The 23,783-nt window shown below is 37.7% G+C and carries 18 protein-coding genes; 13 read left to right on the plus strand and 5 right to left on the minus strand.

From position 1 onward, the window contains the following. Positions 1 to 326 precede the first annotated feature (326 nt). The 4 genes from AC3ANL_RS09720 to AC3ANL_RS09735 are packed head-to-tail and all read left to right on the plus strand — an operon-like array spanning position 327 to position 8,101. Positions 327 to 1,400, plus strand: coding sequence for a Wadjet anti-phage system protein JetD domain-containing protein (locus AC3ANL_RS09720; protein ID WP_488329007.1), 1,074 nt, complete (start codon positions 327 to 329; stop codon positions 1,398 to 1,400). Further along, positions 1,391 to 2,902, plus strand: a complete 1,512-nt coding sequence (locus tag AC3ANL_RS09725; RefSeq protein ID WP_488329008.1) for a hypothetical protein — start codon at positions 1,391 to 1,393, stop codon at positions 2,900 to 2,902. Before AC3ANL_RS09720 ends, AC3ANL_RS09725 begins: the two co-directional genes overlap by 10 nt. Beyond that, positions 2,899 to 3,648 (plus strand): DUF6063 family protein, encoded by a 750-nt coding sequence (locus AC3ANL_RS09730; RefSeq protein WP_488329009.1) that lies wholly within the window; start codon positions 2,899 to 2,901, stop codon positions 3,646 to 3,648. The genes AC3ANL_RS09725 and AC3ANL_RS09730 overlap by 4 nt, the downstream gene beginning before the upstream one ends. Next, positions 3,626 to 8,101, plus strand: a complete 4,476-nt coding sequence (locus tag AC3ANL_RS09735; protein WP_488329010.1) for a coiled-coil domain-containing protein — start codon at positions 3,626 to 3,628, stop codon at positions 8,099 to 8,101. Before AC3ANL_RS09730 ends, AC3ANL_RS09735 begins: the two co-directional genes overlap by 23 nt. A gap of 42 nt (positions 8,102 to 8,143) precedes the next feature. Here AC3ANL_RS09735 and AC3ANL_RS09740 read toward each other — a convergent pair whose 3' ends face one another. Further along, the gene (locus AC3ANL_RS09740; protein WP_488329011.1) at positions 8,144 to 9,625 is read right to left on the minus strand and encodes a S8 family serine peptidase; all 1,482 of its coding nucleotides are present in this window, start codon (positions 9,623 to 9,625) and stop codon (positions 8,144 to 8,146) included. Positions 9,626 to 9,922: 297 nt separating this feature from the next. Then, on the minus strand, positions 9,923 to 10,675 hold the full coding sequence (locus tag AC3ANL_RS09745) for an IclR family transcriptional regulator (protein ID WP_488329012.1): 753 nt from the start codon (positions 10,673 to 10,675) through the stop codon (positions 9,923 to 9,925). 168 nt (positions 10,676 to 10,843) lie between these two features. Here AC3ANL_RS09745 and AC3ANL_RS09750 point away from each other — a divergent pair, with 168 nt between their 5' ends. The 6 genes from AC3ANL_RS09750 (at position 10,844) to AC3ANL_RS09775 (ending at position 18,306) form a co-directional block, all read left to right on the plus strand. After that, on the plus strand, positions 10,844 to 11,710 hold the full coding sequence (locus AC3ANL_RS09750; RefSeq protein ID WP_488329013.1) for a dimethylarginine dimethylaminohydrolase family protein: 867 nt from the start codon (positions 10,844 to 10,846) through the stop codon (positions 11,708 to 11,710). 19 nt (positions 11,711 to 11,729) lie between these two features. Continuing rightward, positions 11,730 to 12,491, plus strand: coding sequence for a dimethylarginine dimethylaminohydrolase family protein (locus AC3ANL_RS09755; protein ID WP_488329014.1), 762 nt, complete (start codon positions 11,730 to 11,732; stop codon positions 12,489 to 12,491). A gap of 38 nt (positions 12,492 to 12,529) precedes the next feature. Then, positions 12,530 to 13,936, plus strand: a complete 1,407-nt coding sequence (locus AC3ANL_RS09760) for an amino acid permease (RefSeq protein WP_488329015.1) — start codon at positions 12,530 to 12,532, stop codon at positions 13,934 to 13,936. Between the two features lie 111 nt (positions 13,937 to 14,047). Then, positions 14,048 to 15,676 carry a M20/M25/M40 family metallo-hydrolase gene (locus AC3ANL_RS09765; protein WP_488329016.1) on the plus strand — a complete coding sequence of 543 codons (1,629 nt, stop codon included), beginning with the start codon at positions 14,048 to 14,050 and terminating at the stop codon, positions 15,674 to 15,676. A gap of 301 nt (positions 15,677 to 15,977) precedes the next feature. Next, positions 15,978 to 16,877, plus strand: a complete 900-nt coding sequence (locus AC3ANL_RS09770; RefSeq protein WP_488329017.1) for a LysR family transcriptional regulator — start codon at positions 15,978 to 15,980, stop codon at positions 16,875 to 16,877. Positions 16,878 to 17,070: 193 nt separating this feature from the next. After that, positions 17,071 to 18,306 (plus strand): MFS transporter, encoded by a 1,236-nt coding sequence (locus AC3ANL_RS09775; protein ID WP_488329018.1) that lies wholly within the window; start codon positions 17,071 to 17,073, stop codon positions 18,304 to 18,306. Positions 18,307 to 18,546: 240 nt separating this feature from the next. Here the strand turns inward: AC3ANL_RS09775 and AC3ANL_RS09780 are convergent, their stop codons facing one another. Then, positions 18,547 to 19,143: a hypothetical protein gene (locus tag AC3ANL_RS09780; RefSeq protein WP_488329019.1), complete on the minus strand. Its 597-nt coding sequence runs from the start codon at positions 19,141 to 19,143 to the stop codon at positions 18,547 to 18,549. 467 nt (positions 19,144 to 19,610) lie between these two features. Here AC3ANL_RS09780 and AC3ANL_RS09785 point away from each other — a divergent pair, with 467 nt between their 5' ends. After that, positions 19,611 to 20,543: an LCP family protein gene (locus AC3ANL_RS09785; protein WP_488329020.1), complete on the plus strand. Its 933-nt coding sequence runs from the start codon at positions 19,611 to 19,613 to the stop codon at positions 20,541 to 20,543. A gap of 85 nt (positions 20,544 to 20,628) precedes the next feature. Here AC3ANL_RS09785 and AC3ANL_RS09790 read toward each other — a convergent pair whose 3' ends face one another. After that, positions 20,629 to 20,847: a hypothetical protein gene (locus tag AC3ANL_RS09790; RefSeq protein ID WP_488329021.1), complete on the minus strand. Its 219-nt coding sequence runs from the start codon at positions 20,845 to 20,847 to the stop codon at positions 20,629 to 20,631. Between the two features lie 164 nt (positions 20,848 to 21,011). On the opposite strand from AC3ANL_RS09790, the gene AC3ANL_RS09795 reads away from it, so the two are divergent. After that, positions 21,012 to 21,911 carry a diacylglycerol/lipid kinase family protein gene (locus tag AC3ANL_RS09795; RefSeq protein ID WP_488329022.1) on the plus strand — a complete coding sequence of 300 codons (900 nt, stop codon included), beginning with the start codon at positions 21,012 to 21,014 and terminating at the stop codon, positions 21,909 to 21,911. 139 nt (positions 21,912 to 22,050) lie between these two features. On the opposite strand, the gene AC3ANL_RS09800 is transcribed toward AC3ANL_RS09795, so the two are convergent. After that, entirely contained in the window at positions 22,051 to 22,722 is a 672-nt protein-coding gene (locus AC3ANL_RS09800; RefSeq protein ID WP_488329023.1) for a cell wall hydrolase, read from the minus strand. Between the two features lie 323 nt (positions 22,723 to 23,045). On the opposite strand from AC3ANL_RS09800, the gene AC3ANL_RS09805 reads away from it, so the two are divergent. Continuing rightward, the gene (locus AC3ANL_RS09805; protein WP_488329024.1) at positions 23,046 to 23,774 is read left to right on the plus strand and encodes an amino acid ABC transporter ATP-binding protein; all 729 of its coding nucleotides are present in this window, start codon (positions 23,046 to 23,048) and stop codon (positions 23,772 to 23,774) included. Positions 23,775 to 23,783 lie beyond the last annotated feature (9 nt).

Raw genomic sequence — 23,783 nt, forward strand, 5'->3', positions numbered from 1 at the left:
AAAGGCAGACTTCAGGTGGCTCAAGAACTCTATGAATTTATTAATTTAGTAGCTTTTCCAGGAAGCAGATTAGATACCTAGAAGTGTAAAGGCAAAACTAATACATATTAACCGCACGGAGGTTTTTTCACTCGTGCGGTTTTTTTATTATTTCAAAAAACTTGTGCTGCACTTCCTTAGGGTTGGAAATAGATATGGAACCAGTCCTTGTTCGAGATGTTTTAAGAAAAATCCATTTACCCTCAACAACACAACTAGTTTATAATATAAGGATGTCCAAATTGGATAATAGAGGTCTATTCTATAAAACTATAGGATTTAAGTAGGTGAATATAATCGATATCATTGAAACAAGGGTGAGAGGCTTTATTGGAGATATTCAACACCCTAAACAAAAAAAGAAAATAAATATTAATGATTTAGAACTACAGCTGCGAAAGCTTTTGGATAATTATTTTGAAATGGACGGTTATACTTTGTTTTATGGTGCCATTGAAACATTGCAAACTGAAGGACATCTTATCCCGATTCAAAATAATCAATACAATGGCAGGACACCTGCGCTGCCGTTATATTATTGGGTAAATATAAAAGTTCAGGAATCCAAATGGGATCGTCTTGAGATGATGAAATTAAGTGATCAGTTTGATTTTTCCTATTATGAACGATATCCCCAATGGCAAACGATAGATGAGTGGAATCGAATCCAGAATGTGTATACATTTCTCCAATCCAATCATGATCGGGAGACTATTTCAATAGAAGAAAGGAGCCTCGAGCTCTTTGGCCATGAAAAATTCTTAACTGATAATGATAGTTTTCCTGATGGAAAAGGCTTTTTAGCTAGGATTGGCATATCAGAAAATCAGCTTAAAATGGTGAACTATGGGGAGCCGTTTTTATTTTGGATTAAACAAGGGAAAGAAATAAAAGATATTCAAAGAGTACTCATCGTCGAAAATCTATCTTTCTTTCATACTTCTATTAAGTTATTGGAAGAAAATAAACTCGATTATGAACCCGAACTTATTATTTATGGGGCAGGGACTAAAATAGAGCGGAGCTTTTCTTATTTCTTTCGAATGTTTCCGACAAAGCCCTATCTTTTCTATTACGCAGGAGATCTTGATGCCGCAGGATACGGGATCCTCATTCGGCTTATCGAAAAATACCCGGATTGCTGTATTCAGCCGGCCTTAAAAATTTATCGCAAAATGCTTGAATGTCTAGAACAAAGGAATGACCAAAAACAAGGCCAAACACAAAACATCAAGTACCGTGAATTATTCTTTCAATGGTTTACGGAAGAGGAGCAAGCGCTATTACAGCAGTTATGGCAGGAAAATAAGCGAATCCCGCAAGAAGTCTTAAACATAGAAACATGGAGGAGATGGACGTGAACGAATCATGGGAAGGTTTCGCCCAACGAATGCAACGATTAAATCCCCTGTTTGAGTTTGGCAGGGGCATGGAAGTAGGAGAGCTGAAGCCACATATTCAAACGATTCTCATGCAAGTGCTCCTATCCATCTTTTATCGAGAATTAAATGATGATGATCATAGACGCAAATCAGATATTAGGTATATGGTAGAAGATTCCGTTAAGCAAATGAAGCTTTTGGCAGACGACAAGCAAATTGAACGTATTACAAGCGGGCTGCTATATCAGGGAAAAGAAGAGTATAGTAAACCGTTTGAAGCCTTATATTACGATGAACTAAGACAATCATGGGAAACGCAGACATTTCGATATGTCACTATGGATGAATTATATACAAATTTAGAACTGGGCGGATCCATTGTGTATAAACTCACAGATGTATCGCAGGAAATGATTTTTATGAGCAGGGAAATGGCTGAGGAATTCTCGATAACGATCGAACAGCTTTATAGTATGCAGCTGATTAAAAACGGTAATTTTCGCAAAGCTACTCGAAACCTCGATCACCTCATTTCACGAGTAAACCGCTTAATGGCAAAAGAATTCACTTTCCAAAAGGAAATGATTAACAATCCCAAAATCTTATTGATTGAAGAAGAATGGCAAAGGGCCGATAATCGGGTCGAAATTGAAAAGCAATTTGAAGAAGAAAAAAATCACTTTCGTACCATTACTAGCATGATTGAAAAAACAAAGCAAAGAACGGAAGAGGATGATTATATTCAGAAAGAATTGATCATTCTCCAAGAAAAAATCGGCCATACAAGGCAATTGCATGATCGTTTTGCTAAGCTAGTCATTCAAAATATCTCATATGAAATGAAATTAAAAGCGGAAAACCCTTCATTGTTTTGGGAAACCAGCCTGATTTCCTTTCGAGAACATATTTATGAAAATTGGTTCATGAAGGAAGGCATTCATTCTTTTTCGGACTTAGAAAGAGTACTTGCCCCTTTATTTTCACCGAAGAATGAATTTATTTTGCCGCTTGATTGGATTTGGGGTGAACAAGAATTCGATGAAAAACAAGTAACAGAGACGTTAGTTGAAGAGGAGGCAGAAGAAAGCATTACTCGACCGCGTGTGACAAACTGGGATTCTGTTATTAAGGCATGGAGTTATGTTTTTCAATTTTTACAAACATACGGAGAGTTTTCATTAGCGGATTTACAGGGGTTGCCATATGAAGTGCAAGATTTATGGTTTGAAGAACCTGAAACGATAGATTTATGGATGATGTTTGATAAAAAGCCTCTGAAGGTTCAAGTGCTGCATCGAAAGGAAGAAACATTAAGTGACGAGCGGGAAATTCTTCTCTATAAACTAATGCAGGAATATCCACAATTTCAAGTCTTCGAAGGCTTGAAAATTTTTACCATGTTTGATCATCGAGCAGAGCCGCATCATTGGTATCGAATGAAAATGACCCCTTTTAAGATATGTGTACAGGAGGAAAAATGATGAATGCAGAATCAATCAAAAAAGCTTCAGCGGTCTATTTTACTCTATTAAAAGATAAAGTAATCGACGAAAACAGCGAACACTTCCAGACATATTTTGATCCGGAAGTGAGGCAAACCGTTCTTTTATTAGCAGACGAATCCGGTACATATATCATTGAATCGCCTAAACGGATCCAATTGGTTGTCCAGCCAACCGGCTCTGTCTTTGCGACGAATTTTACCCATATGAAAGAAAAACATAAGCAAGTCGAAACGAAAAAACATTTTCATCTAATTAGTGTTGTCATTATGTCTTTTTTAGCAAGCATCGATCTCAATCAGGCTGCGAAAATCCGCACGAAGCGGGAAGGAATTAGCTATTACGCATTAGAGCGGCAAGTCAACGACCTTATGATGAATTGGGATAGCATTCTTAAAGTTAAACCTGACTTCGGAGAAGAAGAACGAATCGATATGAAAGAAGTTGTGACGACATGGAAGTACATGGAAGTAGACACGGATGATTTTGGATCTAAAAAAGCCAATCGGCGAACCCGAATCGGTTTAATTGCCAGTGCTTTACGCTTATTAGAGTCTGAGGGGTTGGTCGTCATTCTTGATCGGGATGATATTCCAAAGGCAATTCCAAAACAAGAGCTTTTTGAGCGAATTGAGTACTTGTATCACGATTATGATCGTTATGAATTATTTAAAAAATTAATGACTACAGAGGAGGGTGAGCATGCCGAAAATCCATCGAATTAGAATTGTTGGCCTAAAATATGATGGCATGCAAAAGCAATATAAAGATACCACTTTTAACTTCCATAATGAGGAGACATCAACCAATGGTCTAATTGCAATGATGAATGGGGGAGGGAAAGGTGTATTCCTGCAAACCATCTTCCAAATACTTAAACCAGGAACCTCATGGGGAAAGCAAAACAATCGTTATTATCAGCAGTTCTTTTTTAACAATAAAGAGCAATTTATTCCATATACCTTTCATGTTGCCATTCAATGGGAATTGGATGGTGCGGACCACAGGCATTTGATCACTGGAGGAATGTTCTCAGCAGAACAGCGGATTTCGATGAGTGAAGAAAGTGGGAATGAAAGTAAAACATTGGAACAGGAAGCGAAGATTCTTCCGAATATTACTTTTTATACAAGAGAATTTGACCGGAAAGAAGAGGCGTCACTTGAGCACATTCCACTCTTTGAAAATGATGAGGTTGCTGAGACTGAAAGCTTAAAGGACTATTTAAAATGGAATGGATATGACGTTTACCGAGATACAAAGAAACACTATCGCATTCTTGATACATACGGAATTAACCGTAAAGACTGGGATATTATGAAAGACATTAACAAGGATGAAGGCGGCGTTGGTAAGTACTTTGAGGGAGCGGAGGATGATCATTCTCTGTTCCAAAAACGGATCATTCCTACTGTTAGTCAAGTCTTGCATCGGACGGAACATCAAAAAAACGATCTTGTTGAGATTTTTAAGAGTCAGGCAAGTATTGCGAAAGACCTGCCTATTCTCATAAAAAGAGAGCAAGCCCATAAGGAATTTTTAGAAGACATTGTCCCTTTTGAAGAGAATCTGGCAAAAGGTATAGAGCATAAAGAAATCGTGAATGGCAGTATAAAGGTGGGCAGACAACTGCTTGGTGCTTTGGAACATTTAAAGCAATCAGAAGAGGAAACACGGCTTACTTTAGAGCAGGAAATAGAAAAATTAACAATAAGGCAAGCAGATTTACGCTATCAAAATGACAATTTAGAGTATGCGAAAGCTCACAGAGAGGTTATGAATTGGGAGAAGAAATTAGTTGAGGAAAGGGCGAAACATACTGCCCAACTAGCAATCGTTAAAGAAAAACAGGAACGAAAAGCACAGCTGGACTTTCAGCTTTTATTAAAAGAGTGGAGTGAAAACGAACAAAGTATTCGCTCTCTTTCTCAACAGATAATGATATTAGAACAAAATAGCGGCTTAGAGCAAGTGAACCAAAGAATGGATGAAATTAAAAAAGAGGCTATAAATCAATGGGGAAATTCGTATCAATCCTTACAAGAGGCTGTTAAGCAGTATTTGGGGTATCAAAAGTTCTTAAAGAAAAAAGGAAATGATCTGTTACAGCAGGAAAAGCAAAAAACAAAAGAGATTGCTCAGCTTAGCTCGGAAATTGATTTTTTATATACACAAATTCATACCTTCGAGTCTAAGGAAGAAAATCTCATCCAAGAATTTGGCGACCGCTTAACATATGACTTACAGGGTTTTATTCTTAGTCTTTCTAAACAAATTGAAGAAAAAAAAGCTAATTTGGAAGAGCTGCAAGTAAAGGAAAAAGAATCTAGTGAAAAACAAACTCAACTTGCCACTTCACATGGTACTCTCGTCCAAACGATTCAGTTTTTAGAAGAAAAATGTAAAGAGTTAAAAGCAGCCAATGAAGAGCAAAAGCAAAAGGAAGCAAAATTAGTCGATCGGCTTCATGGATTATTAAATGACGTCACTGAACCGTTAACTCACGCACTTCTTTCAAAATATGCTATCCAGATTGAAGAGATCCTAGACAATAATAGGGAACAAGGGGAACAAATTAAAAAAGCCCTTTGGGAAAAACAATTAGATCATTCCTTAAATGATGAGCACTTTTGGATTCCAAATAAAGATGTGAAGGAATTAAAGGAATGGATCGATGAAAAGACTGGTATTGATGTGTTTTATGGGACCCAATTTCTTCAATCCTTACGTGCAGAGGAAATGGCGAACCACCTTTTGACAAATCCACTTCTTCCATTTGGTTTGGTCGTTAGCGGGCAGCAATGGAAAAAAATCAATCAGCAGGTTCTTTCAGGAAGAATGTTTAAAAGTCCTGTTCCAATTTTCATGCGTGAGGAAATGAACGGTGCAAATCACCAGCCAATCTTTGTGCTTATTAACGGTACGGAGAAGGAGCTATTAGCGGATAAAAATCATTTCACCAACTGGAAAATAAACACAGCTAAACAAATTGAAGAAAAGAAAGATACTCTCATAGAAATTGAAAAAACAGAAACTTCCTTACGTCGTATTTTAAAAGAAATCGATCGGTTTGTTTCAAGTGAGCTTTCGGTTGATATAGAGAAAGCATTCAATCAGGAACAGATCGCTCTTTTTTCTAAAAAAGATGAATTAAAGGAAATCACCACACTGCAAGAAAAAGAAAAGGAAATTCAGCTTCAGCTAAAAGAACAGTGGGAGAAGTCAAAGAGAAGAATAGAAAAGCTGACAAGAGATGTTGAAACATTAGAGCAATTTGATCAGGAAAAAACACTGCATCAAGAAAATAAACGGCTAAAACTAGAAAAAGAGAAACAAAAGGAAGCTTTAAGTTTAGTGCAGCAAGAAATAGAAAAAGAGCACGAAAATATCGGTGAGCTGCAAAGCAAGTGGAATCAAACGTATTTAGAATGGAAGGTTATAACCGAACAAAATATAAAAGAGATTGCCCTTTTTATTGAAACGGCTGTATTTCCTGTTGATGAAAAAGCAGACCGAAGTGAAGAGGTCCCACGCTTATCGCCCCATTTATTAGAAGAAATAAATGGGAGTATTGATGAGCTGAAACAGCTCCAAAAATCAAAAGAAGAACAGGCTAAAGAATTACTCGTTATTCAAGCAAAACGAGAAACCGAACAAAAGCAGCAAAAGAAACTAGAGAAAAAACTCAATACTCATAATCCGGATTGGAATGAAGCATCCGAACCTGATGAACCGATGAGTATTTTAGAAAATATGCTGCAAACCGCACAAAAGGAAGCGAAGGCAGCAGAAAAAGAAGAACGGGAACAAGGAACGGCTGTTACAGTTGCAGAAACGTCCCTGAATCATGCGGCCGAACAGCGTGAGAAGACCGGAAAGAAAGTGGCTAAGCATGAAAAGCAGCCTGAAAAATGGGAAGACTTTGATTTAGAAGTAAAGGCAGTCGAAATAAAAGACCAAACGAAAAAAAACAAAGACGAAGTAAAGCAGGCAGAAAAGCGCCAAAAAGAAACAGAAACCAACATTGCTGGTTATGAAGGGGATTTGTTAACTTTATCCGTTATCCTAAAGGAGGAAGCGGCAGCATTTACGGATGCGGATATAGAAACAATTAAGAATCAAGGGAAAGCATGTATCATATCCTGGTGTGAAGAACATCAAGCGATCCAAGAAGAAGGCAAAGAGAAGCATGCGAAAATCGAACAATCCTTGCGTAATTTAAAGCTGACTATTGAAGGAAAAGATTGGGAAATTCGGTTTAAAAATGAAGTATTAACAACATTAGATCATCTGGATATGAGGCATTATGCACATATTCAAAGCATCGTTAAAAATATGAAGCGTTTTTCACAGAGTGGATTGGAACAATTAGAACGAGACAAAGAAAGGGCAGAAAAGGCGCAAAACTTTTGGGCAAGCCGTGCCAGCATGAAGGTCATGAGCATTGCAGAGGCCATTCGTTCCATGATTGCAAAAATGAAGCTGAAAAATGAACGTGGCTCCTTTCCGCTCGTCCAGCTAAAAGAAGACATCTTACCTAAAAAGGCTGAAGATATCGAACCGCTGCTGAAGCAGCATTTTGTATCTGCCATTAGTAAAATTACCAAACAATTTGATAGGATTGATAGTAATAATCAAGCATTAGACCAAGAAATAAAACAACTCATTAGTGATGAGCAAATCTTGTTCGTATCACTACGAAATCGATATCCTGAGCTGCTCGTCTATAATATGCGAACAGATAATGCCTTTATGTACGGGAAACCGCAAAGAGAACATTATTCAACCTGGCAGACCATTAATCAAGGTTCAAGAACGAAATCCGATGGCAGTGGAGGACAAAAGCTGTCAGCACGAATGGTTATGATGATGATGTTGTTATCGGTTAAAAGCGAAACAGATCAAAGCTGGGTTCCTTTAGTCTGTGATAATCCATTCGGACAAGCAGCATCGGCCCATGTCCTTGATCCGATTTTCGCAGTGGCTGAAAAGCTGAAGTTCCAATTCATCGTCGTTACTCCGCCTGAACTTGTGAAAACAGAAATCAGCCAAAGATTTGACGCTTACTATAAATTGGACTTCATTCGGGAAAAAGGAAAAGAAATTGTTTCGGACACAATCGTTCCCGCATTTCGAATTTATCAAGGAGAGGAAGTCGGCTCAATTAAAGTAACATAGTGCAACGCAAAGGCCCATCGATGAGATGGGCCTTACCTTATACTATTTACCTGTTAACGCCGAGTAAGCATTTGCTTCACCGGAACCAAAGTATTGATCATGACCTGGTTTTCCATAATCTAATGCGGTCTTTTCAATTAGAGCTTCCACTTGAGCTGGTTTGTAGTCTGGATGCGCAGCTTTGATGACTCCAGCGATGCCGGCAACCTTTGGCGAAGCCATGGAGGTTCCGTGGAGGTATGCATACCCTGGATGCTGTGGATCTATTGTTGTGAAATATGGATCTAAGTAAGTTGGCCAAGTGGACAATGCGCGATAGGTAAAATCGCGTTTATTTAAATCTCCAGTGGCGGCATAATCAGGACCGTTGTCTCCTCCAGGTGCAGCTACAGTGATAAAGCTATTGCCATAGTTTGAATAGAATGCAAGTACATCCTTCGACCATTTATTAGACGAAGAAACCGTGATCACTCCTGGAATTCCTCCTGGTGTTTCAATGGTAACACCTTTAAAGACTAGGTTGGAATCACCATAATTAGTATTCAAATAGTCAGTCAGTGATTTTTTATCCGCGTAGTTTAACGATTCATTACCGGAAGAAGCGACTAGGGTGACATTATTATTCACTGCATACTTGACTGCCCGTTTCCAAAGGAGAACGTCGGCAATGTCGCTATATCTAGTACCATTGTATTCATATTTTAAATTGTCATAGCCGCCAATGGACATATTGACAACGTCCACTTTATCTTTAGCTGCTTGAATCATTGCTTTAACAATTGGGGCAGTTGGGGCGCTTCCAGAACTGTCAAATATACGGTAAGCCATGATTCCTAAATCTGGGCCTACACCTTTTATTTTTCCATTACCCGCAATGGAACCAGCTACATGTGTACCATGACCTTCACGATCCAGTACATCCTTGGGGTTGCCTGTTTCAGTCTTGTCATTTCCAGAATAACCTCCTGCCGGAACGAAACTTTGACCGCCAACATAGTTGGCTTTAAGGTCAGGGTGATTTGCATCAATACCTGTGTCGATTACTCCGACTATGGCCTTATGAGTAACCTTTCCATTTGCTTCCTTACCGCCTGTCTCAATATTAAACGATTTTCCTTCGTTAGTTAAATGACGAATGTCCCACTGTGAGTTCCAGTATGTACCATCAGCATCAGGTGTTAGTGTTACAGGCTTACCATCAGCCCCTGCTGGTTGCTCGTCATCGAGTTTATAGTGCATTTCTACATTTGCAGCAAGAATACTAGAATTGGATTTTAGATTGTTGAGAAAATTAGGATTCGAAGAGCGGACCTCTATTCCTCCGATTTCCGGAATAGCATTTACCACTACACCTCCGGCATTCTTCATGTCTGTCTGATAGGTTTTTGGTAATGATGACTGGTTGTAAGCGATGAGGTAGCTTTTAGCTGGTGAAGTTGCAGAGACTTGGAGATTAAAGGATGATAGAGAGATTGCTAAGATACTGCTGGCTACGATAGCCATACCCTTGTTTCTTTTTTTCAATAAAATAACCTCCTAATAATTTATCTAACAGCTCCATTTTAATATAACATCCACCCTTTTGAAATGATAACTTCTCGATAAAGAACGACACCGTTTTTGGGAATTTTCGACTCTTGCGGATTGACACTAGTAATTTAGTAAATTCCATTAAATAAGTTACCAATTTTGATGGATGTGGTTCCTTATGGTAGGAGCATAGGAAGTTTTTGAGCAATCTCATATTCGATTTTTATGGAAAAGAAATAACCCAAGTGATTAGTCTTCACTTGGGTTATGCTGTAAAGAGCGTTAACGATTTTATTGGGTATTCATTTTAGGTCTACTTCCTAATTTGCCGGATATAACCAAACTGTATTGGATGACTTTTTCAATAAGGAAACGGTGTTTTTCTTCTGTTTGATTTAGGTTTACGTAACCGATGCTTAATGCACCTATTAATTCGTTGGAATGATTGAATATAGGTGCTGCGACGGAGGCCGTGCCTTTGGTTCGTTCCCCAAGGCTATCACCATAACCTCTATGATGGATGGTATCTAGCAGAAGGAGGAACGACTCTATTTCCTCGTTTGGTACTAATGTTTTTATGATTTTTAATGCCTCGTCCCTATGCATATGAGCCAGCATCACTTTATTGGCAGCCCCAATATTTAGCGGGATTCTGATACCTAATTGATCATAAATTCTGATCGGGTTGTGCGGGCAGTCAATTCTTTCAACAATTAAAGCATCCAATCCAACAGGTTTACTAAAATAAACACTTTCTTCCACCTCATGCATTAATTTCTCCATTTCGGGACGAATCAGCCCAACAAAATCAAATGTATCATACATCCTTAACCCATATTCTAACCACGTAATCCCCATTGAATAGAGTTTTAGATTTGGGTCCTGCTGAACTAATCCGTGTTCAATCATTGATTGTAAAAGACGATGCATGGTACTGACAGGTAAATTACATTCTTTCGATAAATCTGTAATAGAAAACCACTTTTTTGGATCGCTCTCAGCAAGTACTTTAATAACTTGCATGGCTCTGTCAATCGTTTGCATGGTATCAAACTCCTATCGTATTTCATTAGCTCCTGAAGTAAATAAAAAATATTTTTTGTAAATTCAAAATATATTGACTTGTGAATTTACCTACTATAATATCATAGTATATATTTCCATTAAAAGAAAGTATTTTCCACAATGCGGAAAAAAGAAAGGAGAAATAACATGTTATCATCTATGTATAAAAACCTTAACAAGGTTATTTTGAAACATCCTAAGGATGCCTTTATCAGTCAAGAGCATTTACGTAATGAATGGAAAAAATTCAACTACCTCAATGAACCAAATTACATAAAGGCTCAACATGAGTTTGAACAGTTTGTTGCCATTATTAAAGAACATGTAGCTGAGATTGAGTTTTTACCAATATCAGAAGCAGTTGGATTAGACTCGCTTTATGCCCATGACCCTGTTAAGTTTACGAAAAATGGGGCGATCATTTTAAAATCAGGAAAAACGTTACGACAGCCGGAAGCTGAAGCGTATAAAAAATTTTTACAAGAAAAAAACATTCCCATTTTAGGAGAACTCAGTGGAGATGCAGTTGCGGACGGGGGAGATCTCGTATGGCTGGATGATCGTACGTTGTTAGTCGGCCGCGGATACCGTACAAACGATGAAGCCATCCGGCAAATCCAAGAAATGACCCAGGAATTAGTGGATGAATGTATTATTGTTCAATTGCCGCACGATAAGGGCGAAGAGGAATGTCTTCATCTTATGTCACTCATCAGCATTATTGATGAAGATCTAGCAGTGGTTTATTCCAGACTTATGCCTGTCTACCTTCGTCAATTACTTATCAAACGTGGCTTTCAATTGATTGAAGTACCGGATGAAGAATATCACCAGCTTGGCTGCAATGTTCTTGCGTTAGCACCGAGAGTTTGCGTAATGTTGAATGGAAACCCGATGACGAAACAACGATTAATCGAGGCGGGTGCAACTGTCTATGAATATGAAGGAAATGAAATCTCTTTTTTAGGAACCGGCGGGCCGACATGCTTAACATGTCCAGTTGTACGAGAATAAAAGAAAAGGGGAACTGATCATGTTTAAAAATACCATTGTAAAAATACCAGGAGAAAGCTATGTAAATGGCTTAACCACTTCCGACCTTGGAAAACCCAATTTGGCAAAAGCGTTAGAGCAGCACAAGGCCTATATCAATGCCTTAGAAAAATGTGGTACAAAGGTGACGGTCCTCCCAAGTACTTTAGAATTTCCCGATTCAACTTTTGTGGAAGATACAGCGGTACTAACTCCAGATTTTGCTGTGATTGCAAACCCTGGAGCACTATCCCGGAATGAAGAGATCGTGGAAATGGAACCTGTAATCCAGTCATTCTATGAAACTATTTATTATATTAAATCTCCTGGGACTCTAGATGGCGGAGATATATTACAGATTGAAGATCATTTCTATATAGGCATTTCTGTTAGAACGAACCTTGAAGGCTCCGAGCAATTAAAACAAATTTTAGAATCAGAAGGATATAAAGCTACGATTGTTCACCTTGAAAAATTCTTTCATTTAAAAACAGGCATTGCTTATTTAGGGAATCAGACGATTGTGGTCGCAGGTGAATTTATTGACCATCCAGACTTCACTAGCTACAAAAAAATTGTGATTCCACCAGAAGAGGAGTATGCAGCCAATTGTATTCGAGTGAATGACTATTGTATCATTCCCGCCGGGCACCCGATCACGAAACAAAAAATTAACGAGGCAGGCTATAAAACGATTGAGCTCGAAATGTCTGAATTCCGTAAGTTAGATGGTGGATTAAGCTGCTTGTCATTGCGCTTTTAATTTAAAATTGCTGTTAATTTAAGAGGGGTGGGGAGAGGATGGAAAATCAAGGGGGTCAACAGGAGCAATTAAATCGGTCAATGAAACGGCGACATTTGTTTATGCTGTCGTTAGGGGGAGTAATTGGAACCGGGCTATTTTTAAATGCTGGTTATACAATTAACCAGGCAGGCGCAGGTGGTGCATTAATAGGGTACATATTCGGCGGTATTATTTTGTACCTCGTTATGGTGTGCTTGGGAGAACTCGCCGTTTTTATGCCTGTAACCGGTTCGTTTCAGACATATGCAAGTAAATTCATTAGTCCATCCGCCGGGTTTTCGCTGGGGTGGATGTATTTTATTGGCTCAGCGACAACTGCCGGTGTAGAATTCACTGCAGCAGGGATCTTAATGAAGCGGTGGTTCCCAGATGTATCCGTTTGGGTTTGGTGTGCCGTTTTCATTCTGCTATTATTTGTATTGAATGCCTTAACGACTAGAGGTTTCGCTGAGGCGGAATACTGGTTTTCTGGAATTAAAGTGGTAGCCGTTATCTTTTTTATCCTTATTGGTGTAGGGTCAATTTTTGGAATTATCCCTTTAGAAGATAGACCTGCTCCATTATTGGATAACCTAGCCCCTAAGGGTCTATTCCCAGCCGGGATTGGAATTCTTTTTGTAACCATGATGAACGTTATTTTTTCCTATCAAGGATCCGAATTAATTGGGATTGCAGCCGGTGAAAGTGAAGAGCCTCAAAAGAACATCCCTCGTGCCATTAGGAACGTTTTAGTTAGAATCATTGTTTTTTACCTTGCCTCTATTATAATCTTATCAGCTATTTTCCCAACCAAGGAACTTGGCTTATTAGAAAGCCCCTTCGTGACGTTAATGGATTTGGCAGGCATTCCATTCGCACCAGATATTATGAACTTTGTTATCCTTACCGCTATATTATCAGTAGGAAACTCCTGTATATATGCTTCAACCAGACTTCTTTGGGCAATGTCTCATGAAGGGATGGCACCAAGGCTATTTGGTAAACTCTCAAAAAGGAAAGTTCCATTCACAGCGCTCGTCATTACGATGATTTTTTCCCTTTTATCATTGATGACAAGCGTTATTGCAGCAGAAACCGTTTTCGTACTTTTGATGTCTATTGCAGGAATATCCGTTACGATTTCTTGGATCGGAATTGCTCTTTCCCAGTTAATGTTTCGCCGTAAATACCTGCAGGGAGGAGGGAAATTAGAGGATTTACAGTACAAAGTCCCATTCTATCCTTTAATTCCCCTCATTTGTATCGTTTTTTGTGTATCGATCCTCATATTCTTAGCATTCGATCCAACTCAGCTAATCGGACTACTCATCGGAATTGGATTCCTGCTAATATGTTATGTATCCTTCTACTTCAAAAATAAACGAGCCGAAAAAAGCATTCCTGAAAAGGATATAAAACTTTAGGGTGTCAGGCACCATAAATGGACACTGTCTACCTGAAGTGGACAGTGAGTGGAAATGAATTGAATTTATTAAACTACTACTTTTTTCGGTATTGTAAAGGGGTAAGAAACTATGGAACAGCTAAGGTGGGGAACACCAGATTCATTGCGAGCGTTGTTGTGTGAACTGGTGAATTGGCGAAGTATGACATTAACGGTTGGTGAGTGTGAGTTTCCCAGCAAGCTTCATGCAAAGCTTCAAGAATTATCGTATTTTTCGACACATCCCAATCATTTACAGATGCATGATGTGGATTTGGATCGGCGGTTTTTAACTGCGCTGTATAAGCATAGAGATGCAAAAGAAACGATCGTCTTAATAAGCCATTTTGATACGGTAAACACAGAAGAGTATGGAGACCTTGAAGAATATGCCTATCAACCGGAGGAATTGACGAAACTCCTTTTAAATCGCATTGATGAATTACATGAGGATGCACAACTCGATCTCCGCTCAGGTGAGTATTTATTTGGACGGGGTACAATGGATATGAAAATGGGACTTGCGATGCACATGGGATTATTAGAAAAAGCAACCGTTGAAAAATGGCCGATTAATCTTCTTTTGCTAACGGTTCCTGATGAAGAGGTTAATTCCGCCGGGATGAGAACTGCCGTTACTAAATTACTTGAACTAAAAGAAGAGCATAACCTTGACTATAAGCTTTTCTTAAATGGAGAGCCAGTCTTTACACAAGAACCAGGTGACAGGAGTTATTATATTTATTCCGGATCGATTGGAAAAATTATGCCATCAGCACTCTTTTATGGAAAAGAAACACATGTAGGTGAACCGCTAAGCGGTATAACTGCACCATATATTGCCTCATTTTTGACCCAAAGGATGGAGTGGAATTTGAATCTTCAGGAAAAAGTGCTGGGAGAAACCACACCACTTCCTGTTACCCTTCAGCAAAAAGATCTACGATTGGAATACTCTGCCCAAACACCATACCGTTCAGCAGCATTGTATAACGTATTTGTCATGAAACGTAATGCAGAAGAAATCATGGAGATTTTCGAACAAGTCGCACTTGATGCGGCACAGGCCTGTAACCAAGCTTACAAAGAGGTTTGTTTGAATCATTCCATTAAACCTGTTGGCGAAGTGAGTGTTTTACGGTATGACGACTTACAAACCTATGCGGTTTCTAAATTCGGTATCGATTTTGTTGAGGAATTGAAAGCGGAGGTTCATGCCAACTCCCATATGGATGACCGTGAAAGAACTATAAGGATTGTCGATGCCCTGATGATTGAGTGTCAAGAGCTTGCACCGGCCATGGTCTTAATGTACGCACCTCCCTATTATCCGGCGGTCAATTCTTCTGACGATGAGCTTATTAAAAAATGTGTGCAATATATTAAGGAACAAGGAATGGCAAAATTTAATTTGCCTGTAAAACAGATTCACTATTTTAATGGAATCAGTGATTTAAGTTATGTTAATTATCAGGATGAATGGGAGGGGGGGACTACCTTTAAAGCAAATACACCGGTATGGGGAAGCAGTTATTTTATACCTTTTGTTGGAATGTCTCAACTCCGGGCGCCTGTCTTAAATGTCGGTCCATTTGGAAAAGATGCCCATAAACGAACAGAACGCCTGCACATGCAAAGCGCCTTTGAAGAAGTTCCGGCCCTTGTTGAAGCAATGATTAAAATGATTGCAAAAAGTTCTTGCCAGTTACCTTCAAGCTAAAATTAAATGGCACCAATCTGTTTTGTACTGCGCCCCAAAAGTTAGAGTTGAATTCTAAACTTTGGGGTGTTTCTTTATGACTAAATATAGTGAGAAATTTAAGTTAATGTTAGTTAGAGAGTATCAAGACATATCTAATCTAAAGGGAAAAAAGTAAAATAAGTGTTATCTCATTTTACAAGTCTTTAAAAAATTCAGAATTATCGTTTGAGTGAACTCCTTTTCTCCAATATAATGGAAGTTACTAGGGGATTAGTCATCTTAGTATGAGCTACTAAACTATTGTTACGAGGAGATTATTATGGAAATACGACAATTGCGTTATTTCATTTCCGTTGCAGAACATTTGAATTTTACACAAGCAGCCAAGAGACTTTTTGTAGCTCAACCAGCTGTGAGTCAACAAATTGCTAGTTTAGAAAAAGAAATTGGTCTTAAACTTTTTGTTCGCGATAAACATTCTGTTCAGTTGACTCCTGCCGGGAAGGTTTTTTTGAATGATGCCATTGAGATGTTAAACCAATCCGAAGAAGCTATTGAAAAGGCAAAAAAGGCTGCAATTGGTGAGGTTGGACAATTGAATATTGGTTTTTTATATTCCCCAGTTAAGGAAATCTTGCCTGCCTTGGTTAAAGAGTTTAGAAGAAAATACCCATCTGTTCAAATGAGTCTAAATCATTATCAAACGGGTCAAATTGTGGAAAAACTAAGAAAAGATGAGGTCGATATTGCCTTTACTATGTTTTTTAGACCTGAAGATATGGCAGAATGGGAGTACAAAACCTTATCTTCCCAACCTTATTATGTATTTATGAATCAGGAACATCCTCTTGCCAAGAAAGAACGTGTTCATATCTCAGAGCTTGCCGATGAGCCTCTCGTTATGCTTGATAGAAAAGTAGCCCCACAAGCATATGACCAATTAATTTCTCTCTATGCAAATCACGGTTATTCACCAAATATTACCTCTCAATCTAAGCGTATCGAAACAGTATTATTGCTCGTTGAATCAGGATTAGGTATTGCAGTTCTTCCTAAGCATTTATTTGTGTATGCCAACCCTACCCTACAATATATTGAAATTGAGGAATGGGATCACACTGTTGATATCGTGGTTGCTTGGAAAAAAAGAAACGCTAATCCATCTATCCCTTTGTTTTTGAAAGAGCTTGATACAATAATTTCAAGGCAAAATTCTTAATGTAGGTGTTGAGATTTTGGTGATAAGAAATACTTATTACGGATATAAATTTCTGATATTTCGAATTATTACCACAATAAAATAAAATAGAATTATGTAAGCGTTTCCTAAACTAACAATAAAAGAAAGCAATATGGTGCAAACCTTCACATATAGAATGATAGCAATAATAACTATATTTTAAGGGGTGTCTATGATGGAGAAGAGGAAATTTTGGACGTATGAAAATAAGTTAGTGGCACTATTTTTCTTTTCAGTAGGATTTGTCTTCTTTGATCGACTTGCAATTAATTATCTTATTCCATTTATACAGGAGGATTTTACTTTAACAAACACCCAAATTGGATTACTTGGTTCGGCGCTAGCAATTACATGGGCAATCTCTGGGCCATTGGGAGGCTATTTGTCGGATAGAGTAAGAAGCAAAAAAACTCTATTGGCTGTTTTTGTCCTAGGTTTTTCTTTAATATCTCTTTTGCATGGATTGGCTGCCTCTTTTGCAATCTTATTCGTTTTTCGGCTGATTATGGGAGTTGTAGAAGGTCCAATTACACCAATTACCCAATCAATACTGGCAGTAGAGTCGTCTGAGTCACGTCGTGGTTTTAACGTCGGATTTACAATGAATACTGGAAATGCCGTGTTTGGTAGTTTAATGGCTCCTCTTATCATTGTCGCACTGGCAAATGCTTATGATTGGCGTACGGCTTTTTATTTGACAATAATTCCTGGAATCATTTTAGCAATTTTCATTATGAAGTATGTAAGAAACCCTAAAGTAGAAGTCAATTCTCAAGCTGTTCCTAGTAAAAAGGTTAGCTTTAAAAATGTAATTAAAAATCGAAATATTTGTTTATCCATCATCATTTTCAGCTTATTCATGGTGTATGTTATGGCTTTTAATATATTCGGCCCAGTCTTTCTTGTTAATGTAAAAGGCTTTTCACCAACCATTATGAGTATCATTATGGCTTCATTTGGTGCAGGATTCGCAATTTTAGGGTTTATCGTCCCTGCCATTTCAGATCGTATTGGCAGAAAGCCAGCAATGCTTATCTTCGGATTTCTTTCCGGCTTTACACCACTATCACTAATGTTTTTTGACTCTGTTTCGTTAATTATTCCATTAGTTTTTATATTTTCATCAGGTATGGGTGTAGGAGCATTAATTATGTCTGTCATACCAGCTGAATCAATTCCAGTAAAATATTCTGGAGTAGCTATAGGATTAGTTATAGGTATTGGGGAGCTTTTCGGAGGCTTTCTTAACCCCATTTTAAGTGGGATTGCTGCTGATACCTGGGGTCTTGCAGCACCACTTATCATTAGCTCCAGTGCTGCATTTTTGGCTTTTGTTTTCTCGCTATTTCTCCATGAAACAGCACCAGTTAAGGTCCAGCTAAACCCAAAAATAGAAACTGTTTTATAAAGAGCAATCGCTTTTTTTAAGATATTTCTAATATACCAAAGGTGCTAAAATGGAAAAGTCTCTCTTTCCGAGGAGAGACTTTTTTTACGCGTAATTTATTATAATAGGCAATCTTTATCACTGACAAAAATAGAGGTATTTCAAATGTCCACATGATATTATTTTGACTAAGATAGAGTATCATTTAAATAAAAGCCCGAAATTATAAGCTTTCGGGCTTTACATAATCGGTACATCTGGTCAGACTTTTCCTTCAAGTATTTTCTTGCGATACTGGACGGCTGTTAATAATTTATAACCTCTAAGCATTGGAATCATGTTATCGAGCAGCCTAACCGCATTTTCCTTTTTCCCATCATAAACGGCTTGATCGACTTCCAGCATGTTTAAAAAAAAAGTGTCTGAGATCTTCTCTTTATTTTGTTTGAATGCTTCTACGTCGCCTTCATTAATGGCGATATCCGATAAAGCGTACCACTTTGACTTATGTCCACCCATTTGTGTAAGAAGTTCTTTTGCTTTTCCGTATTGTTTCCTCTCCATTAAGAGCATCAATTCGGTGTTTCGTTTTGATCTTTTGGAACGGATTTTCCCCATCGCATGTTCCGCTGCCGATAGGTCCCCGTAAAGAAAATGGTAGAGAAATTGCAAATAGGGCGATTTGGATTTTTTTAAGTATGCCATCATCTTTTCCGCATCTTTGCCAAATAAAAGCGGGTTTCGAAACATGATAAAAACAAGCACAGCAACCAATACGCCATACATGATCCAGATGGGAACCTGGAAAAATCCCATCAAAAAAGCAAACAGAACGACAAGCAGCAAAAACCAAATCATAGAATCCTCCGTTTACAGGTTTTATACTTATTTTACCACACTATTTTTTACATGGATTTATCAAATATAGAAATAAAACCCTTTCTTTTATATAATAGGGACAAAGTCAAAGATAGTGAAAATCATAACTTTTGTTGACAAATTGTCAACGAGTATGTATAGTTCTAGTAGCATTTTGTTTAGTAAAATGGGTTTACTGAACATTTTTTTAGTTTCTATTTAAGTCTTTGAAAGTAGTCAAAATTAATTTAATAGATAATAAGTTTGATATGCTATTGTTGAACGGCAATTAGCTAACTATGAACTATATGCACTAACAGAAGAGGGAAAAGAATTATTTTTAATAGCTTTATGGAAAATTTTAAAAAAATTTGGCAGTATAGGTCCTTTTTTCCGTCAGCTTAAGGATCTATTTTGCTTTTAGGTGCAATAATTCAGTGAAACCATAATAATCGGGAAGGTGTACTATGGAAAGAATGCAGCGTAGGAAAAAGCGTGTTAGATGGAAACGAGTAATTCTGTTTATTTTTATATTAATGATTGGTAGTGTAGGTGCTTATGCAACATATCAATATAAACAAGGAGTTTCGCTTGCTGGGGTAGGAAATGGTGATAAGAAAGTTGCGAAAGCCTTCCAGGGAGAAGAAGTGAAGTTTGGAAAAATTAATGTGCTCCTATTGGGAAGCGATTCACGTGGTGAAGAACACTCAAGGACGGATTCCATCATGATAGCCCACTATGACCAAGATACTCATCAAGCCAAGTTGATTTCTATCATGAGGGACTCCTTTGTAAATATCCCTGGACATGGAAAGCAAAAAATAAATGCAGCGTATGCATATGGTGGACCAGAGCTTCTTAGACAAACCATAAAAGAAAACTTTGATATTGATATAAATTATTACGCGGTTGTTGATTTTAAAGGATTTTCAAAAATTGCAGATATTATTGCACCAGATGGAATTGAAGTAGACGTCCCTTATGAAATGTCGTATGGTATTGGAACGACAATAGAACCTGGAATTCAAACCTTACATGGGGATAAGTTGTTAGGATATGTACGTTTTAGACATGATAAGTTAAGCGATTTTGGCCGAATTCAAAGACAACAAGAAGTGATTGGCAAGTTGAAGGGTGAAGCAATGAGTGCAGGGAGCATTTTAAAACTTCCTAAAATATTGGGTGTTATAAATCCTTATATTGATACCAATTTGGATACTCCTATCCTATTTTCTTTGGGAAAAGATTTGCTAACAAATAAATCCAACGACTTAAAAACAATGCGAATTCCCGTGGATGGGTCTTTCACAAATGAGGAATATAAAAATGCTGGTTCAGTGTTAAGTATCAATCTTGACCAAAACAAGTCTGCTCTAAATGAATTTTTATCAATCGAATAAAATTTTAAATTCAAAGTAAAAATGCAAGATGGAATGAAACCATCTTGCATTTTTTTATTGGATGTTAAGAATCTTAGAATGGAAATTACACACCACCATATTTTTTTTCACTAGAGGAAGTATGCTTGGTGTCACGTTTGTGCTTTTCCTCTTGTTTTTCTTCATTCAGGTCTTCCATCGGGATTGGATCTACCGTTCTTTCACTTTCAAATTTATCAAATAAGCTTTCGTTGGTTGTTTCATATTGTTCAGGGTGATCCATATTATTTGTTTTGTAACTTTTGCTGTTTTTACTATTTTCCATCAAATCACTCCTCATTCTTTTGTCTTTTTTTACCCTGTAGTTAGTATATTAAACTGCTTTTTACCAAAATGTTTTAAGAATTTTAGATTAGTAGAATTTGCTGGTGAAGGATACACGATGATTGGGTATATAAGAATTAAAATGGTAATTAGGAAGTGATTTATATGCGTTATGAACGTGCACTATTAATTTATAACGGAAATGCCGGCCAAAAGGATATTAAACAGGCTCTTGGGGTCGCTGTCCCGATTCTGTCTTCCAGTATTTCAAATTTAATGATTGTACAAACACAAAGAATCAACCATGCAAAAGAGCTTTGCCAGACACATGGATCGGATGTTGATTTGGTGATTATCCTTGGTGGAGATGGCACGGTCCATGAATGTATCAACGGATTATCAACTTTGGATCATCGTCCTGTGATTGGTATCCTGCCTGCTGGTACCTGTAATGATTTTTCAAGGACCTTAATGATCGACCAGGATATTGCTATCGCTGCAGAACAAATCATCAATGGTGAAAGCATGCCAGTAGATGTTCTCAAAGTGGATGAACAATACTGTTTAAATTTTTGGGGCACTGGTTTAATCGCAGAAACCTCCAATAATATTAGAGAAACGGAAAAGGACCATTTTGGTAGAATTAGCTATTTACTTAGTGCAATCAGGACCATGAAAAATATAGATCCAATTAAATATGCATTAGAGATAGATGGGGAAAGAATTGAAGGAGAAGCGCAATTGATTATAGTAGCCAACGGGAATTACATTGGAACCAATATGTTGCCATTTAAAGCGATCAGTTATAATGATGGATACGCAGATGTATTTATTATCAAGCATACAAACTTGACGCTGTTGAAAGAACTTTTCACGACAGATATTACGATGCAAAATAATGAATTAAGCCAGGAAATGAACCATTACTCTGGAAAATCAATCTCCATTTTTACAGAAGAGGAAATGGACGCAGATACGGATGGCGAGGTGTATACCAAGACACCTAGTCATATTACCGTTCTCAAACATCATCTTCACATGTTAAAACCAAATGAGAAATGGTGAATGGGAGTTTTATAAGAGTCAATGGTTGCTAAGTGTAAAAAATCTTAACTTGCATGTATTAAAAAATGCCAGGCACCATCCATAAAATTAATGGAGGGTGCCTGGCACTCTTATTTTTTGATATAACAAGTTTTATACATTATTTAGCAAATACATGATTACCAATTGTTTTCACTACTTCACGAGTACGAATCCACTTATCTGTGGCAATTTCCGGATTATAAAAATAGATGGAATCATTTAAACGATCATTTCTGGTTAGTGCTTCTTCAACTGCTCGTTCAGACTCATCAGATGCAGGCTTATTAATTTCACCATTTTGAACAGGTGAAAAAGCATAGCTTTTCCCTACTACTTGTTTAATTACACCTGTAACTGTATTAGGGAAATGAGGAGAATCGACTCGATTTAATACGACAGTCGCAACGGCTAATTTTCCTTCATAGGATTCTCCTTTTGCTTCAGCTTCTACTAATCTGGCAAATAAGTCTTTTTCTTGATTAGAAATTATAACAGCTGGTTCCTCTGGTTTTTTTGCTGGTGTTTCTTTTTCAGGTGCTGTTTGTTCTACTACCTTCGGCTTATCAGGCATAAGCACCAGTTCCTTTTTATAAATCCCATCCTCATGGCGATTAATGACCTGGCTTTTATCCCCAATGCTTATACCATTTTGTTTTCCAAGCTTCTGAAGGTTATCTGCCTTTACAACTTGAGGTATGGTAATAGCTTCGACCGTATCATTTTGTAAACCTATAAATGCAAACGCAGCTACAAAAGCTGCGGCTAATTTAATCATGTATGTGTTTTTCATGTTGCTACCTCCTGTAAATTACTATTCTATAACTCTAACATGTGCTAGTGGATGAATTACAGAACGCTCCTGTTACATTTCTTTATAATTTGATGTACAACATTACAGGTAAAATAGAATTATGACATTATTCCTATATAAATGACATATTACATCCAATAATACGAAATGCAGGAATATTTTACTGATGGTGGAGCATGAAAAAGATGGGTAAAATGTCACGATTTGACATCTTTACGTAATATGAATATAATTTAATCAATTCTGAAAGTTCGCAAAAATTTATTTACATAGTGAAAAAGTTTTATATAAGGAGGTTAAGAATGATTGTATTTAATCAGGTTAATAAGTTTTATGGGGATTTTCACGTCTTAAAAGATATTAATCTCACAATCAATAAAGGTGAAGTTGTGGTAGTAATCGGGCCATCTGGTTCAGGGAAAAGTACTTTGTTACGCTGTATTAATCATTTGGAATCAATCTCTGACGGGACACTCACTGTAAACGGGATATCAGTAGGGGATAAAAAAACAGATATCAATAAGCTAAGGCGCAATATTGGCATGGTTTTTCAGCATTTTTATTTATATCCCCACAAAACTGTGCTTGAAAATATCACTCTTGCTCCTATGAAAGTATTAGGCCAATCTCAAAATGAGGCAAAGGAAACAGCCAGATATTATCTTAATAAAGTAGGAATATCAGATAAGGCCGAATCATATCCCTCCCAGCTTTCCGGAGGTCAGCAGCAGCGTGTAGCCATAGCACGCGGCCTTGCCATGAAACCAGAAATTATGCTTTTCGATGAACCAACCTCAGCTCTTGATCCTGAAATGATCGGCGAGGTCCTAGATGTGATGAAAGCCCTTGCTAAGGAAGGTATGACGATGGTTGTAGTGACCCACGAAATGGGCTTTGCCAGAGAAGTGGCCGACCGAATCGTATTTATGGATGAGGGGCGAATATTGGAAGAAGCAGTCCCGGCTGAATTTTATGAGAATCCACGTGAAGAACGGGCTCGCTTATTTCTCAGCCGTATATTAAATCATTAATAGGGGGTA

It is taken from the genome of Neobacillus sp. DHD-1R (assembly GCF_057747995.1).